Here is a 14,881-nt window from a genome sequence, read left to right as displayed (position 1 = left end):
GTTACGTTGCTATTGTGATAAATATAATTATTAATCATAACACAATTCTTTTATCAGTGAAAGGGGAAAATACATTTTGCAGTGGAAATCTTGTCCCATGTCTGCTATACTATATTAATGTGCTAAATTATGTACAATTATGAGGAGATTTACCAAACCATGAAAAAAGCAGCAAAATTCGCTCTGATAAAGACCATCCCCATATTCCTCGGCTACCTGTTCTTAGGAATCGCCTTTGGCCTCCTGTTGCAGAAATCCGGTTTGGGTGTGTTCTGGGCCTTTCTCATCAGCACCCTGGTTTACGCGGGTTCCATGCAGTTTGCCCTGGTGGGCATCCTCACCGGCGGCTTAAGCTATGTGACCACGGCTGTCATGACCCTCTTTATCAACAGCCGCCATGCATTTTACGGACTCACCTTCATCGAGCGCTTCAAGGAAATGAGAAAGACCTATCCATATATGGTATTTTCTCTGACGGATGAAACCTATTCCCTGTTATGTTCCATGGCCCGTCCGTCTGACTTTACAGACAGGGAATGGAAGGCAGCCACCTTCTTTACCTCTTTTTTTGATCAGTGCTACTGGATAGCCGGGTCCGTGTTGGGCGCCCTTATGGGTGAGCTGATTACCTTTGACACCACAGGTATTGATTTTGCCATGACCGCCCTGTTTGTGGTCATATGCGTGGACCAGTGGAAGGCGGCAAAGACCCATATACCGGCTGTCACCGGTTTTATATGCGGCGCACTGTTTCTGGTGCTCATCCGCTCTTCCAACTTCATCCTTCCTGCCCTGGCAGCTGCCGTAGCCATGCTGCTGTTCCTGCGCAGGACTGTGGAACAGAAAATGGAGGAGGATTAAACCATGACCCAATCAAATTATGTACTAATTACCATACTGGTTTGCGCTCTGTGCACCCAGGTAACCCGTTGGCTTCCCTTCCTTCTCTTTGGCGGTAAAAAAGAAGTCCCCGGGCTGGTCCGCTACCTGGGAACCATTCTCCCGGCCGCCATCATGGCCGTGCTGGTGGTCTACTGCCTGAAGGGAATCACACCTTTAGCCTACCCTTATGGCCTGCCGGAGCTTATATCCGTTGCCGTGGTGGTGGGACTCCACCTCTGGAAGGGAAATACCCTTGCCAGCATTGCGCTGGGAACGTTGTGCTACATGATGCTGGTACAGTTGGTATTCTGATGAGGCTCTGACCATGTTCCGGCTGTGCTCTGACCAACCCATATATAAAAGCCTGTTCACGCTTTATAATGTGTGAACAGGCTTTTCTGCATCATTTTATTTTATAATAATTTTATTTCATACCCATTTTATATGCATTTATTAAATCTCTGCATCCGTCCCTTCCGGCTCCCTGCTGCAGACGTCATTCCCATCGTTCAGCGCAGGCCTGATCATTCCATCCTTCAGCAGGCCGATGAATACCGGCACCAGCTCCGGATCAAACTGTGTTCCCGCGCCCCGTTCCAGCTCATTGACAGCGAATTCCACCGACATGCTGGGCTTGTAGCTGCGCTTGGATACCATGGCGTCAAAGGAATCTGCAATACAAAGGATTCTTGCTGCCAGAGGTATATCCTTCCCTGCGATGCGCCTGGGATATCCCCTTCCGTCATACCGCTCATGGTGTCCCAGAACAGCGGGAATCACATAATCCATAGAGGGGAGGTGGCGTATGATTTCCACGGATGCCTCCACATGGCGTTTCATGGTACTGTACTCCTCATCCGTCAATTTTCCGGTTTTATTCAGTATGTTTTCCGGTATCCCTATTTTTCCGATATCGTGAAGCAGGGCCGACTCCTTAAGAATCTCCTGGTATTCCTCGCTGGTTTTCAGGGCCTGTCCCATGGCATGGGCATAATAGGCCACATTCTTGGAATGCTGGAATGTATAATGGTCCTTTGCGTCAATGGCAGCTGTCAGGGCATAGATGGTGGGAGCATACTCAGAATACATGCTTCGGTGCTTCTTTGCCAGTCCCTCGTCTGTATCCCTCACCCCGATGATTCCGTCCGAGTATACCCGGATTCCGTTCTTTCCGGAACGCTTCACATGGTATACCGCACAGTCTGCATTGGATATGAGCTCATTCATGGACGCGGCTGCGTACGGAGCCGCACAGATTCCGCAGCTGACAGTCAGGGGCTTTAAGTAAGTGTCCGTACAGTCCAGATTCATATTCTGGATCTGCCGCGAAATGTTCTCAGCCAGGTTCTGCGCTGAATAGATATCATAATCAGGCAGGATGACGGCAAATTCCTTGCCGCTGTAGCGTCCGCAGTAGCCGTTATCCCCCACAGTCCCCTGTATGATACGCGCAATATGCACCAGTGCCTTATCTCCCTCATGATTGCCGTAAAGCTGGTTGTACAGCTTAAAATCATCCACGTTGAAGATGACAAGGGCCAGAGAGGTCCGCCTGCATTTTTCGTAATTTTCCTCCAGTGTCTGGCAGAAATATTTCCGGTTCAAGAGTCCGGTAAGCTCATCTGTTCTGGCTTCCTCATATGCCTTTTCATAAAGCCTGGAGTTCTTCACCGCAATGGAGCTTACGGATTCAATGGAGTTAAGGAATATGATGTCCTCCTCGGAATACCCCTGGGTACGCATCTTTCCCCGCTTCTCCCTGCCCCCTAAAAGCACCAGTCCGGCCAGATCGTTCCCATCCTTAAGAGGCAGAATACACTCAATCTTAAGGACCTCCATCTGGTATTTTTCTTCCTCCCACATGGACTTGTATTCCACGGTCCTGCGGAAATCCTTAAGCAGCAGACAGGAATCATGGCTTTTAAGCCAGTTGATAAGCGGCGCGCTGCCGGCCAGAGAAAAATTCTTGTCATCCAGGGGACTGCTGCTGAATACAGCCGGATAATTCCCCTGGGAATCCCTGATGCAAATATAAATCTTCCTTGTGTGCAGGGTATTTCCTATGACGTTCACCAGGGCATTCAGGATTTCAGTCAGTCTGAGGGATTGGGACACAATGGCGGTGTATTCGCTGAGACGTTCTGTCTGGCTCACCTCCTCCTTAATAAAAATCCGGTCAAAAAATCCTTTGGCCACCATGTAAATCAGCAGTGTGACCAGCATGGTCATAGTAGCCACAATCATGACGCTGAAAGGGGCCAGCATTGGTATATCCCTGCGGATGATGCCGTCCAGGGTCTGGGCCACATTGTAAAAGGCCAGGGCGCTTACTGCCATGGCAATGATGTAGCAGTTGCCTCTGGATACCAGCAGGGTCATGCGGAACACATGCCTGGAATAAAGCGTATAAAACATCACCCCTGCATTCAGCACCCCTGACAGTATATCAATGGGAAATCCATTGAACAGAGGCACAGCCATATTGCCTGCAAAAAGCAGGAGTATACCTGACAGCAGCGGTACCACCTTGGCCTTCAGGGCCCTGTTTTTCCGGCTGCTCCATATGATGGCGGCCGTATGTATGATTACCAGGAAGCAGAGTCCGTACATAATGCTGGCACGCCAGTCCATATGATAGACAAACACGGCGCTGGCTCCATTCCACTCGATAGCAGGCGGCTGGACCAGGTTTCCTGTCCATATATTATAGAGGTTCACCAGAAGGATAAGCACCAGCCACATCCTGTGGGAGCTTTTCGCCTTATGGCCGCAGAAATCCCTGATAAAGCAGAAAAACGCACACGGCACCAAGCTGATTCCTGCCAGCGAAAGATGAAACCACAGCTCATAGGACGGCCAGGCCCGAAGCCTCATCAAAAGGGAACCGCCGGTCCACAGAATCATGGCGCCCAGCACAGCGATAAAATCACGAATCAGCCGTGATTTCTTAGCCGACATAAAAGCCAGCATAAGAAAGGTATAGAAATATAAAGCTGTTATGGATATAAAAACATAGCTTCTCATACAATCAGTATCTCCTAATATCTCCTGTGCCCGTCAAAAGCCGCCTGCATCTTTATCATTTCCTGTATATCGTGGATGGACGGGTTGATATGCCGCAGTGTCTTTCCTGTCTTTTCCCGATAGGAGGCAAAGGTGCCGCACCGCAGGACAGTTATCTCCAGCGGGTCCATACCCAGTATACGTTTCAGATCATGGTAATCCTGGTCCACGTATTTAAAATAAATGGTCAGGTGTTCCTTCAGAAGTTCCCGGCTTACGGCCCGGTTCACCACGCAGCCCGGCGCCAGCTCCACGTACATATGGAGGTATGGCCTCCCTCTGTCCTCAGTAAACTCCTTAAGGGCTGCCCAGTCCGTCACATCAATTCCGGAAAGGCTGATAACATTCTTAATGGAATTTTCCGAAATCCTTGTAAAACCGGCAATATCAATAATATCCGGTACCCGGTCAATGTACTCAAACCTGGGAATCCGTGTCTCATCCTCCTTGCTGGTAAGTCCCAGACAGCGGTAGACATCCCCCACCCGGTACCGGGCAAATGCCCCGCCTTTCAGCACGGTAAGGACAATTTCATACACCTCCCCGGCTGCCACCTCATCCATACATATGGTCCTGGGAACATAGGAGGGATCATCCAGATTCTTGTACATTTCCGCTTCCGGTATAAATTCATAAAAGCATGCATCTGGAAAAAAGTACAGTCCGTTGCGGTTCCATGTCTCTGTCCCGATAAAACTGGGCTCTGTCCCCGCAAACACCTCCACGGGCCTGATGCCCCACAGCTCCTCCAGGTCATCTTTATAGCAGCGGTTATCTGTTCCGGCGCACAGAAATCCCTTCAGCCTGAACAGATCCTTGGGCATCAATCCCCGTCCTTCCTTTTCACACTGTTTCTTAGCCTTAAGATACCGCAGGGTCATGGAGGGGGGCATGGTAAACAGCTTTTTAAGGAAAGACCCGCCCTTCTTACCGCCCTCGGACAGACTGGCAATACTCATACTCACAAAATAAGCCACGCTGCCCATGCCAAAGAAGAAGTCAATCCCCTTTCCCAACCCCATCTTGAATCCCTTCTTATTCCGCTCGGAAAAGGTCATGTTTACGGCCTCGTCCACCGGAGGAAGAAACTCTATATGGAGCTCGTCCGACAATCCCAGGGGAATCAGGCCCGTGATATAGGGCAAAGGCGCCAGGCCGTATAAAAATGTATCGCCGATTCCGATGTCAAAACTTCCCCTGCCCTTGCTGGTTGCCATCATCAGGCAGGTAAGGATATTATTTTTATAGGTCTTCAGCATGCCGCTGGTGTAGGGCGCCACCTTAATGGGATGCTTGCCGCCCTCCCAGGTGGTCTGTATCCATATAATGGGTTTATCAGGAAGCATGTCCTCCTTCTTAAGGAGAAGAACATCCGCATAATCCTCATAGGTAGTCAACGGCACCATGGCCCTAAACTCCTCTATATTCTCCGGTCTCTTGTCCTTTAGAATTTTCTTTCCAAGAGGGCTGGCGCACCAGAGTCCCATCTGCTCCTCCAAAAGCCTTCTCTGGATTTTCATATAAGACGCCATGTCCAGGTCCAGAAATCCGCAGTATTCCTGCCATATCCTGTCATACTCCTGATTGGTCAGCTTTTCCTCAAATGTCATTCTGATTCACCGCCTTTTCCACAGTCTGGGTAATAGAAATGGTACCTGTTCCTGATACTCCCTGTAGTCAGAAAACTCCTCTACAAATATAAGCCTGTCCTGATACCAGGCATACAAAAGGTTCAGCAAAGAAAGGCAAAGACTGAGCATCACCCGGTTCAGCTCCCCGGTGGACAGGCCCGTACAGAAAAAGCAGCCAAAAAACCACCAGATGCCTGGATGACGGCACCAGCCATACATACCTGAGCGGCAGACCTTGTGCCGATCCGCCTCCTGGCAGTATGTATTGTCAAAGGGCAATGCAAAATACAGCGTATAAATCAATACAGCCAGAAAAAATGCGCCAGGAAGGAGCCATACAGATTGTTCCTTAATTCCTGAGGAGACGCAGGCATATACCATTCTTCCTCCCACCACAGCCAGCAGCAGGTTCCCTGCTGCAAAAAGCGGTAAAAACCACTTTTTCTTCAAAAAAACCCGATTCCAGTCATACAGGAAAAACATTCCAAAGGCCCCTAATCCAAAGCCCCAATCCAACACCTATATCCCCCCTTCCCCATATATAAAAGGGAGTCCGCTCTCTTCATGATTCCAGACTCCCAACCGTATCTAAAATAAATCCTCCCATCTGTTCTCAACCTTTGGGAAATTATGTAAAGTATCATGTAAATAGCAACTATTTGCCGAATAGTATAAATTCTATCATAAATATGCCGAAAAAGGAAGGGATTTGTCCAGGTATTATTTATCTTTTCTTATAAATAATTAGGTTATTTTGTAATCATGCTAAATTTATTGTTTTTTAGATACAATTATTCTCCCCTCGCCTGTTTAAAGATACTCTTCCAGGATGATGATTGATATGGACATTTACAAGGATAAAAGGATAAGTTGGATTGTGGCGCCAATGCTCCTATGGCTGCGGCAAAAAAAGAGACAGCCCAGGCTGTCTCTTAAAATTCTTACCACATAAAATTCCTATCCCTTAAAATTCCTATCCCTTAAAATCCATTTCTGTTGTAAATTCCTTGCCGCAATATGGACAGGTGACACGAACCACAGGTCCTTCTAATCCGTTTAGGGTTTCGTACATCTCCTGTAAGAATTTCAAATCAGAAGCAAACAACTTTTCTATTGTTTCAACTGTTACCAGCGGAAGACTGCCCAGTTTTATAATAACATGGGATAATATAATAATTGCCGCATAATCCGGGTTCTGCATTACCCTTGGGTCCCTCATTGCTCTTATTTCGTCCATTGCTGTTGCCAGGCGCATGATCCCATTCTTATGAAGATTTCCTTCCTCATCCATGTACCCTTTCGGCAAAGTGAATTCGTATTGTGTCTGCAGCATAACCTCTCCTCTCCTTGCATGTTAATATGGTTCTATACTGAATGTTGGGGTGTGCTGAAAAGCACACTTCCAACATTCTTTTCGTTGTAATAAAATACATCTATAAGAAGCCTCCTAAACACATTATCCCGACCAAAGTTTAATGTTACGGAGGTGACCCCTTATAGATGTACCCTAATTATACCAAGGCCTTCCTTAACTTGGAAGGTGTTTTTATTAAAAAAGTGGTTCAGGCAGACTCTTTCATTAAAATTTTCATCCAGTCCCAACCGGTAGAACAGACTTGTCCCTGCTGTGGGGCTAAAACTAAACGGATTCATGATTACCGTTTACAAGAAGTCCAGGACATTCCCTTACTGGGAAAACAAGTAATCCTGCTCCTTCGCAAACGCCGCTACCTCTGCCCATACTGCCGCAAACGGTTCACGGAATCCTATTCGTTCCTCCCCAGCTACCACCGCAGGACCCGCAGACTGGCATTTTACATTGTCTCCCTGCTCCGGCAGACCTTTTCCTTAAAACAGATCGCAGAGCTTACCGGTGTTTCCGTCCAGACGGTCTGCCGCCTTCTGGACACGATTTGCTATCCTCCGCCTGACCAGCTTCCACAAGCGCTTTCCATTGACGAATTCAAAGGCAATGCTTCTACCGGTAAATATCAGTGCATTCTGGTTGATCCGAAAAAGCGCCGGATCCTCGACATTCTCCCGGATCGGACACAGAGCCATCTGGCTGATTATTGGCGGAACATTCCCAGGAAAGAACGCCTGAAGGTAAAGTTCTTCGTCTGCGATATGTGGCGCCCCTACACCGAACTTGCACAGACCTTCTTTCCAAACGCTACAATCATCGTGGATAAATATCATTTCATCCGGCAGGTGACATGGGCGATTGAAAATGTACGCAAACGGCTGCAGCGGTCCATGCCGGTTTCTCTGCGTAAGTATTATAAACGCAGCCGGAAACTCATTCTGACCCGCTATAAAAAGCTGAAGGATGAGAACAAACAGGCCTGTGATTTAATGCTTCACTATAGCGAGGATCTGCGTCTGGCACACCGCATGAAAGAGTGGTTTTATGATATCTGCCAGATGGAAGCGTATCGTCAGCAGCAGAGGGAATTTGATGACTGGATTGCGAATGCACAGAGCTGTGGGATCAAGGAATTTGAGGACTGTGCTAAGACCTACAGGGCCTGGCGAAAAGAAATCCTGAATGCCTTTAAATACGGATTGACAAATGGTCCCACAGAAGGATTTAACAACAAGATAAAGGTATTAAAACGGAGCAGCTACGGAATCCGGAATTTCAAACGGTTCCGAACCCGGATACTTCACTGTACATCATAGGATAAAAAGGTCGGTAATGCGGAGGCTTATTTGGCATGCCCAAAATCAGTAAAACCTGGAACTAAACATAAAAAGGGCCCTTTTCATAGAATTGGGGCGGGATTTTAACAAATCCCACCCCAACTATTGACAAAGAGCCGTTAATATTTAAAATATACTAATACTTCCAATATGTACCATGGAGAACAAAAGAAAAAAAGCCTGGTAAATACCAGGCTCTCCACAAGCTGCTGACGGGAATCGGACCCGTGACCTCCGCACTACCAATGCGACGCTCTACCGACTGAGCCACAGCAGCTTATTCTGTTTTGGTGCGCTCTCGCGAACCTTGTATATATTATCATGTCCGTATGGTTTTGTCAACAATAATTTTCAATTTTTTCAAACAATTCACCAACGGTTCTTTCTTGCCTTCTCTTTCTTACCTTCTATCCCCGCCAGTACAAACCGCTGCTCCCGCAAGCCTTCCCGGCAATCATGAGCAGCAGTCTGTGCGGCGGCTTCCCAAAAGATTCTAAAAAATCGAATCCCCAATCAACCCATTTCCATATATCAGAAAATCCCGTCATATCCTTCACGCAGCGTATCACAGGAGCGGCCCAGCTTCTCCAGCTCCTCCGGTGTCAGGGACAGGGGAAGGACCCTCTGTACCCCGTTCTGGTTGATAATACAGGGAACTCCGGCAAATACGTCCATCTGACCGTACTCTCCCCGCAGCATGGCGGATACGGTAAGTACGCTGTGCTCATCCCCCAGAATGGCCTTGGTTATTCTGGTAAGGGCCATACCAATGCCATAATAAGTGGCACTCTTGGCCTCTATGATTTTGTAAGCGGCCGTGCGGACCTCTTCCTCGATTTCATCAAACCGCTGCCGGCATACCGCTTCCCCGTTTTCTCCGCACAGTTCCAGTATGGGCTTGGTGGCCAGCAGTGCCTGGCTCCACGGCACAAACTCGCTGTCCCCATGCTCTCCCATGACATAGGCATGGACATTTCTGGGATCCGCCTTCAGATAATCGCCTAACAGGTATCTGAGCCTGGCTGTGTCCAGGGCTGTTCCTGTTCCCAGTACCCGTCTCGGATTAAAGCCTGACAGGGTACAGGTTATCCTGGTCATGATATCAACCGGATTGGTTGCCACCAGAAACAGTCCGTTAAAGCCCGATGAGGTAACCGGCTCAATGATGGAGCGGAACACCTCAGCATTCCTTTTCAGAAGATCCAGCCGGGTTTCACCCTGCTTCTGGGCCACGCCGGCACATATGACCACAATATCCGCGTCACTGCAGTCGTCATACTCCCCTGCATATATTGTCATGCTGGAATTGGCAAATGCCAGGCCATGGTTTAAATCCATTGCCTCCCCCTCGGCCCTCTTCTTATTTACATCAATGAGCACCAGCTCATCACACACCGATTGATTCAGAAGGCAATAGGCATAGCTCATGCCCACCATTCCAGTTCCTACGATTACCACTTTCCTCTTATCTGCTCTCACGTGCTGCTCCTTTCCCACCGTCCCGGTCTGCTGTTCATAACCTTAGTATATCTGGAAAACCTGCGTCTTATTCCGGCAGCATTCCCAATTGGTTTTTCCAGGACCTCCGGCAGGTCCGGCGGCTACCTGGCCAGTTTCTTTTCCATTAACTCGCTGTTGCTGCTGTAAGCTATCGCATTTTCACGTGAAATCACTCCGTCACGGTATAATTTAATAAGGCTGTTATCCATGGATATCATACCTTCCTCCTGGGAGGTGGCAATGATTCCGTCTATCTGGTGAATCTTGGATTCCCGTATCATATTGCGGATTGCATTGTTTAAAAACATAATTTCAAAGGCTGGCTGCACCCCGCCGTCTACTGTAGGTATGAGCTGCTGGGATATAACCGCATCCAGCACCATGGCCAGCTGGGTCCTTATCTGCTGCTGCTGGTTTGGCGGAAATGCATCGATCACACGGTCAATGGTATTGGCTGCTCCCACAGTATGAAGGGTGGAGAGAATCAGGTGACCTGTCTCCGCTGCTGTCATGGCTATGCTGATCGTCTCATAATCTCTCATTTCACCTAACAGAATAACATCCGGCGCCTGGCGCAGGGATGCCCTCAGACCTGTGACGTAGCTGTCCGTATCCGTAACAATCTCCCTCTGGGTCACCACGCTCTGTTTATGCCTGTGCAGGTATTCGATGGGGTCCTCCAGTGTGATGACATGGGCGTTTCTGGTGCTGTTGATTTCGTCAATAATACAGGCCAGGGTTGTGCTCTTACCGCTGCCTGCGGGTCCGGTCACCAGGACCATTCCCTTGGTAAGCCTGGATACGCCGATGATGCTGTCCGGCAGATGGAGCTGTCCGGCATCCGGCAGCTCAAAACGCACCACCCGGATGATTCCTGCCAGGGAGCCCCTCTGGCGGAACACACTGGCCCTGAAGCGCGATACCCCCGGTATGGCAAAGGAAAAATCATCATCTCCGTGGGACTGGACCTTATCCATGCCCCGGTTCTTTGCCAGGCCGTATATCTCGGTAATCATCTTGTCCATCTCATCGGGCATGATCCGGTTGTCACCCTGATAGATAATCCGGCCGCCAATCTTATAGGAGAAGGGCATGCCTGGTATAAGAAATATGTCAGCCGCATTCTTCTCCACGGCCGATGTAAGCAATTCCATCACATTCATCTGTTTTGCTCCTTTTGCCTCTGTTTTATTCCTGGGACGGGGCTGCTCCGCCCCACACAGGCATAGAATTATCTATTTCATACTCATCACTGGCATATACATACCATGACTTTATATCGTAATGCTTTTCCCCGCACATGAGAACCAGCTCAATGCGCAGAGACTGTCCCCTGTCCATAGGGATGTCCGTGGAAATAAGGCCGGTTTCCCTGTTGTAAAGCTCTCCCAGCCTGTCCTTGATATCCAGGCTGCACTGGGTGGAATCCTTTCCCTCCCCCATTTCCTCTGTCAGGACCTGGTCCACTTCCTTAAGCCACTGCTGCCCCCTGCTGTCCGCCTCATAATAAGCCTGGACCGCCTCCCCATTGCGCCCGGCCAGCTTTAAATCGCCCTGGGCGCTGCTTAAGGACAGCAGTCCAAAGGTTGCCATGCACAGAACAATGAAAATAAGAATCAGGGACGACGCCCCTATATTCACTTTATTCCTGGATGCCTCTCCTGCCATCTGTCTTTCCTTTCCGTGTTTCATTTTCCCTAAATACGGCGGTACACAGTTTTAGGGGCCGGCATAGGTCTCTGTCTGCAGCCGGTACAGCATCTTTCCCTTATTGGCCCCTCTGCCGTAGCGCATGATAAGTATGTCTGCCCGCTCCATCTTATCCACTGTTCCGGTGTATATGACCCCCAAAAAGGCGGGTTCACTGTCAGGTTCAGTTTCCTCCCAGCTGCTGTTCCAGTACATGGTATGGATTCCTTCGTAGCCTTCGCTCTGTACCAGCTCCTGGTTCCACTGAACCTGTTCCTGGTTTCCCTCATCGGCATCTGCCAGGTGTTCCCATATGTTTCGGTCCGGCAGCATCTCTGACCACCGCAGAGCCTGCCCCGCCTTAAGCTCTTCTGCCAGACTCTGCGCCTTAAGCACCGCCTGATTTATGTCCCGGGCATCTTTGCTTATGTTGTCAGCCTTCACAAACACCAGAACACAGATACTGGCGCAGATGATGAAAAACCCCACCACCACCAGCATTTCCATTAAAAATGGCCCTGAACCGGACCCGCTTTTTCTATTCATCCGTCTCAAGTCCTCCGCTCCGCAGAGAAAGCTCCAGGCTTCCGCCGCCCTCTCCCACGGTCTCTATACGCAGCAGCCTGCCGTCCTTAGAAAACTTCAGGCCCTGGCATTCTAAAATCTCCAGACCGTCCGCAAGCCCCAGACCGCTGGATGTGTCTGTAAACAGTTCCCGGATGCTTCCTTCGTCCCAGTAAATCCATGTGACGTATTCTGAATCCCCAATCTCCTGTTTCATCTCCAGCACCTGGATCCCATCCACATCCGCCACATTTACCATCCCGGCCCGGTCGCCCTGGCGCACCTTGTTGGCAATGTAGCTGAGGGCTGTGTTGCCTGTATAATTGGCATCGCTGCGCACATTGATATTTTCATATACCCGGCTGCCAATCAGCACTGTGAAAAGGGCACACAGCACAAATACCAGAAACAACAGCATGGTAAAAAGCACGCTAACGGCATTCCCCTTTTTGTCTGTTTTCCGATTCATAACTGTATGCCCCCTACTCGTCTATGGGTATGATGGTTATTTCCGGCATCACATTGGACGCGAAACCATCGTAAAACACATTGTATTTCTTTCTGTTAATCTGGACCGCGTAATTCTCCTCCAGATATTCCACGCTGGGCGGATAACGGCCCTCAATGGCATAGCACTGGACCGAAGCCCTTGCCACTGCCTTTCTGAGAGTCTCCTCCTCCCTTGCGCCTGTCCTACCCGAAAAATTCAGCACAGCGGCAGCAAATAATGCCACCATGGCCGCCATGGCCGCCAGGGACAGTATGTAACCCAGTGCCTGGCTCTTCTCTTTTTTCTCAGACTTAACCTTCATTTACTGCCTCCTAACTGTTATCCGATAGCGGACAATACGCCCACCAGAGGAAGCATGACGGACAAAAGGACAAGTCCCACTGATACAGCCAGAACTGCCACAATGGTCGGTTCAAACCTGGCAATCATATCATCAATGGCAGTATCAGCCATCTCCTCATAATCCTGGGATATCTCATCCATAACGCTGTCCAGGTGGCCGCTTCTGGTTCCTACTTTAATCATTTGTACATAAAAACCGGAAAACAGGCCGGTATCCTTCATGGCCTGGTAGTAGCTCTCACCCACCTGGAGCTGTTCCGAGCATTTCCCGATGCGGACTGCCACGCTTTCATTCTCAACCAGCTCCTTTGCCAGGTCCATCCCCTTTTCCAGCTCCATACCGCTCTTTAAGGTCAGGGCCAGCACAGCAGTAAATCGCCGGTTGGCCACTGCCAGGGCAATCTTACTGCGTCCCTTCACAAAATTCACAAAGCGCTCCACCAGGGCAAAGCGTTTGCCGAATTTGGAGGCTGTCCAGATCCCGCACAATGCCAGGGCCAGCACAGCCCCCGCAATAAGGGCTGCGCCGCTTAACCAGCCTCCCAGCCTCATGGCCGAGGCTGCCACAGGCGGCATCTGGGCCCCCAGCTGCTCATATACCTTGTTGAACACGGGCATGACCTTGGAAAACAGCACAAAGAGGACCACCAAAAGCATTACCACCATCATCACAGGATATGTGACCGCATTCTTTATGGCCCGCAGGAGCCGGTATTCCTTCTCATAGTAATCGGACAGCGATTTCATCATCTGGTCCATGGTTCCTGTCTGCTGTCCCAGCTTGGCCATACGCACCACATAAGCCGGGAATACACCCGTATCCTCCATAACTTTGAAGAAGGGATCTCCCAGCTCCACGCCCTCTGCCATATACAAAAGCATATCCTTCTCGCCCTGCGAGGCTGCATCCTCAGCCATAATGGCCAGCCCTTCCTCTAACGGAACAGCTGCTTCCAGCAGCAGAGATATCTGCAGACAGAATGCCGACAGCTCCTCATAGGAATACCTGTAATAAGCCTCTCCCTTTTTCGCCATCTCTTTTGCCTCCCCTTAATAGCTGTATTTTGCCCTGTAGTTAGAGCCGTTTCCAATGTACTGCATGATTTCCTGGCTCTGACCGCTGGAGGACGCAAAGGTGGGGTCCATCAGTTTCCAGCTGTTGCCGTCAAAGTAGATGATATTATCCACCCATCCCTGGCCTTCCAGATATACATTAATCCATGCGTGATACAGATTCCCCGTATAGCCCACTACCAGCTTGGTAGGAATGTCCTGGGATCTGAGCATGGCTGTCATAAGGGCCGCGTAGTCAAAACAGATTCCCTTTTTCTGCGCCAGAACCACATCCACATTGGGCAGATAGCCGGACTGGACCGAACTTGCCTTGGCCGTATCATAGGTGACATTGTTGATTACATAGTTATATACGTTGGACACCACTTCCAACTGGTCCGTTGCGCTGGCAGCCACGGATGCGCCTGTCTGCACCGCTGCGCTGGCAGCATTGAAATTCACATACTGGTTGGGGTACAGGAATGGTCCGAACTGGTTGGTTATAGTGGCATTTACATTCTGGCTGAAGGCCTGGGAATACTGGTTTCCCTGGATATTTTCAAACACCTTCACCGAGTAGCTGCCGCTGCCCTCAGACAGAGGGAACACCTCGTATACGCCGCTGCTGCTCAAATCATATGTATATGTCTCGGAACCGCTTTTTGTAATCTGGACCTTAATCTTGCCCACGCTTCCCGTGTACTTTACCATAATATACCCCTCCGACACATTGGATGCGTCCAGGGTAGCCTTCTCATTGCTGTATGTAGTGACTCCGGAAGCAATGGGAGTCAGTACATGACTTCCGGCAGGCTTTGTGTAGGCCAGGGCCGTCACCGGTACCTGGATACTGCTGACGGCAAAAAAAGCCGCTGCCGCTGCCGCTGCAAGCTTTACAACAGGTTTATATGCTGTCTTCATATCGTTATCACTCCTTTTTCTC

General features: G+C 49.5%; 15 protein-coding genes and 1 tRNA gene. 3 read left to right on the top strand and 13 right to left on the bottom strand.

The window, feature by feature from the left end; all coding sequences use genetic code 11:
* Nucleotides 1-159: 159 nt before the first annotated feature.
* Together CGC65_RS07195 and CGC65_RS07190 are read left to right on the top strand one after the other, a co-directional pair.
* Nucleotides 160-861: an AzlC family ABC transporter permease gene (locus CGC65_RS07195; protein WP_002565277.1), complete on the top strand. Its 702-nt coding sequence runs from the start codon at nt 160-162 to the stop codon at nt 859-861.
* Between the two features lie 3 nt (nt 862-864).
* The gene (locus tag CGC65_RS07190; protein ID WP_002565278.1) at nt 865-1,194 is read left to right on the top strand and encodes a branched-chain amino acid transporter permease; all 330 of its coding nucleotides are present in this window, start codon (nt 865-867) and stop codon (nt 1,192-1,194) included.
* A 141-nt stretch (nt 1,195-1,335) separates the two neighbouring features.
* Here CGC65_RS07190 and CGC65_RS07185 read toward each other — a convergent pair whose 3' ends face one another.
* From CGC65_RS07185 to CGC65_RS07170, 4 genes are all read right to left on the bottom strand, one after another.
* Nucleotides 1,336-3,906 (bottom strand): histidine kinase N-terminal 7TM domain-containing diguanylate cyclase/phosphohydrolase, encoded by a 2,571-nt coding sequence (locus tag CGC65_RS07185; protein ID WP_002565279.1) that lies wholly within the window; start codon nt 3,904-3,906, stop codon nt 1,336-1,338.
* Nucleotides 3,907-3,920: 14 nt separating this feature from the next.
* Nucleotides 3,921-5,555 carry a GH3 domain-containing protein gene (locus CGC65_RS07180; protein WP_002565280.1) on the bottom strand — a complete coding sequence of 545 codons (1,635 nt, stop codon included), beginning with the start codon at nt 5,553-5,555 and terminating at the stop codon, nt 3,921-3,923.
* A 6-nt stretch (nt 5,556-5,561) separates the two neighbouring features.
* Complete coding sequence (locus CGC65_RS07175) at nt 5,562-6,095, bottom strand: hypothetical protein (RefSeq protein WP_002578384.1); 534 nt, start codon at nt 6,093-6,095, stop codon at nt 5,562-5,564.
* Between the two features lie 454 nt (nt 6,096-6,549).
* A complete protein-coding gene (locus CGC65_RS07170; protein ID WP_002565282.1) occupies nt 6,550-6,909 on the bottom strand; it encodes a hypothetical protein in 360 nt (119 codons plus the stop codon).
* 167 nt (nt 6,910-7,076) lie between these two features.
* Between CGC65_RS07170 and CGC65_RS07165 the strand changes: the two genes are divergently transcribed.
* Nucleotides 7,077-8,258, top strand: a complete 1,182-nt coding sequence (locus CGC65_RS07165) for an ISL3 family transposase (protein ID WP_002578414.1) — start codon at nt 7,077-7,079, stop codon at nt 8,256-8,258.
* A gap of 225 nt (nt 8,259-8,483) precedes the next feature.
* Here CGC65_RS07165 and CGC65_RS07160 read toward each other — a convergent pair.
* From CGC65_RS07160 to CGC65_RS07120, 9 genes are all read right to left on the bottom strand, one after another.
* Nucleotides 8,484-8,556: transfer RNA gene (locus CGC65_RS07160), tRNA-Thr, on the bottom strand.
* Nucleotides 8,557-8,810: 254 nt separating this feature from the next.
* Complete coding sequence (locus CGC65_RS07155) at nt 8,811-9,758, bottom strand: L-lactate dehydrogenase (RefSeq protein ID WP_024725852.1); 948 nt, start codon at nt 9,756-9,758, stop codon at nt 8,811-8,813.
* Between the two features lie 122 nt (nt 9,759-9,880).
* Nucleotides 9,881-10,942, bottom strand: coding sequence for a type IV pilus twitching motility protein PilT (locus CGC65_RS07150; RefSeq protein ID WP_002565286.1), 1,062 nt, complete (start codon nt 10,940-10,942; stop codon nt 9,881-9,883).
* A 25-nt stretch (nt 10,943-10,967) separates the two neighbouring features.
* Complete coding sequence (locus CGC65_RS07145; RefSeq protein WP_002565287.1) at nt 10,968-11,447, bottom strand: hypothetical protein; 480 nt, start codon at nt 11,445-11,447, stop codon at nt 10,968-10,970.
* 51 nt (nt 11,448-11,498) lie between these two features.
* Nucleotides 11,499-12,014, bottom strand: coding sequence for a hypothetical protein (locus CGC65_RS07140; RefSeq protein WP_002565288.1), 516 nt, complete (start codon nt 12,012-12,014; stop codon nt 11,499-11,501).
* Nucleotides 12,007-12,501, bottom strand: coding sequence for a DUF4860 domain-containing protein (locus tag CGC65_RS07135; RefSeq protein ID WP_002565289.1), 495 nt, complete (start codon nt 12,499-12,501; stop codon nt 12,007-12,009). Before CGC65_RS07135 ends, CGC65_RS07140 begins: the two co-directional genes overlap by 8 nt.
* A gap of 13 nt (nt 12,502-12,514) precedes the next feature.
* Nucleotides 12,515-12,844, bottom strand: coding sequence for a hypothetical protein (locus CGC65_RS07130; protein WP_002565290.1), 330 nt, complete (start codon nt 12,842-12,844; stop codon nt 12,515-12,517).
* Between the two features lie 17 nt (nt 12,845-12,861).
* Nucleotides 12,862-13,920 (bottom strand): type II secretion system F family protein, encoded by a 1,059-nt coding sequence (locus CGC65_RS07125; RefSeq protein WP_002565291.1) that lies wholly within the window; start codon nt 13,918-13,920, stop codon nt 12,862-12,864.
* Nucleotides 13,921-13,935: 15 nt separating this feature from the next.
* Nucleotides 13,936-14,859 carry a transglutaminase-like domain-containing protein gene (locus tag CGC65_RS07120; protein WP_002565292.1) on the bottom strand — a complete coding sequence of 308 codons (924 nt, stop codon included), beginning with the start codon at nt 14,857-14,859 and terminating at the stop codon, nt 13,936-13,938.
* Nucleotides 14,860-14,881: the final 22 nt, after the last annotated feature.

Origin of the sequence: Enterocloster bolteae (genome assembly GCF_002234575.2) — a bacterium.
GTDB lineage: Bacteria > Bacillota > Clostridia > Lachnospirales > Lachnospiraceae > Enterocloster > Enterocloster bolteae.
Note: the sequence above shows the minus strand (reverse complement) of the source record. Positions and strands in the feature narration are given on the sequence as shown.

Coding starts and splice junctions, on each gene's coding strand:
- CGC65_RS07195 (WP_002565277.1), top strand. CDS start 160: ATGAAAAAAGCAGCAAAATTCGCTCTGATAAAGACCATCCCCATATTC.
- CGC65_RS07190 (WP_002565278.1), top strand. CDS start 865: ATGACCCAATCAAATTATGTACTAATTACCATACTGGTTTGCGCTCTG.
- CGC65_RS07185 (WP_002565279.1), bottom strand. CDS start 3,906: ATGAGAAGCTATGTTTTTATATCCATAACAGCTTTATATTTCTATACC.
- CGC65_RS07180 (WP_002565280.1), bottom strand. CDS start 5,555: ATGACATTTGAGGAAAAGCTGACCAATCAGGAGTATGACAGGATATGG.
- CGC65_RS07170 (WP_002565282.1), bottom strand. CDS start 6,909: ATGCTGCAGACACAATACGAATTCACTTTGCCGAAAGGGTACATGGAT.
- CGC65_RS07165 (WP_002578414.1), top strand. CDS start 7,077: ATGTACCCTAATTATACCAAGGCCTTCCTTAACTTGGAAGGTGTTTTT.
- CGC65_RS07150 (WP_002565286.1), bottom strand. CDS start 10,942: ATGAATGTGATGGAATTGCTTACATCGGCCGTGGAGAAGAATGCGGCT.
- CGC65_RS07145 (WP_002565287.1), bottom strand. CDS start 11,447: ATGGCAGGAGAGGCATCCAGGAATAAAGTGAATATAGGGGCGTCGTCC.
- CGC65_RS07140 (WP_002565288.1), bottom strand. CDS start 12,014: ATGAATAGAAAAAGCGGGTCCGGTTCAGGGCCATTTTTAATGGAAATG.
- CGC65_RS07135 (WP_002565289.1), bottom strand. CDS start 12,501: ATGAATCGGAAAACAGACAAAAAGGGGAATGCCGTTAGCGTGCTTTTT.
- CGC65_RS07130 (WP_002565290.1), bottom strand. CDS start 12,844: ATGAAGGTTAAGTCTGAGAAAAAAGAGAAGAGCCAGGCACTGGGTTAC.
- CGC65_RS07125 (WP_002565291.1), bottom strand. CDS start 13,920: ATGGCGAAAAAGGGAGAGGCTTATTACAGGTATTCCTATGAGGAGCTG.
- CGC65_RS07120 (WP_002565292.1), bottom strand. CDS start 14,859: ATGAAGACAGCATATAAACCTGTTGTAAAGCTTGCAGCGGCAGCGGCA.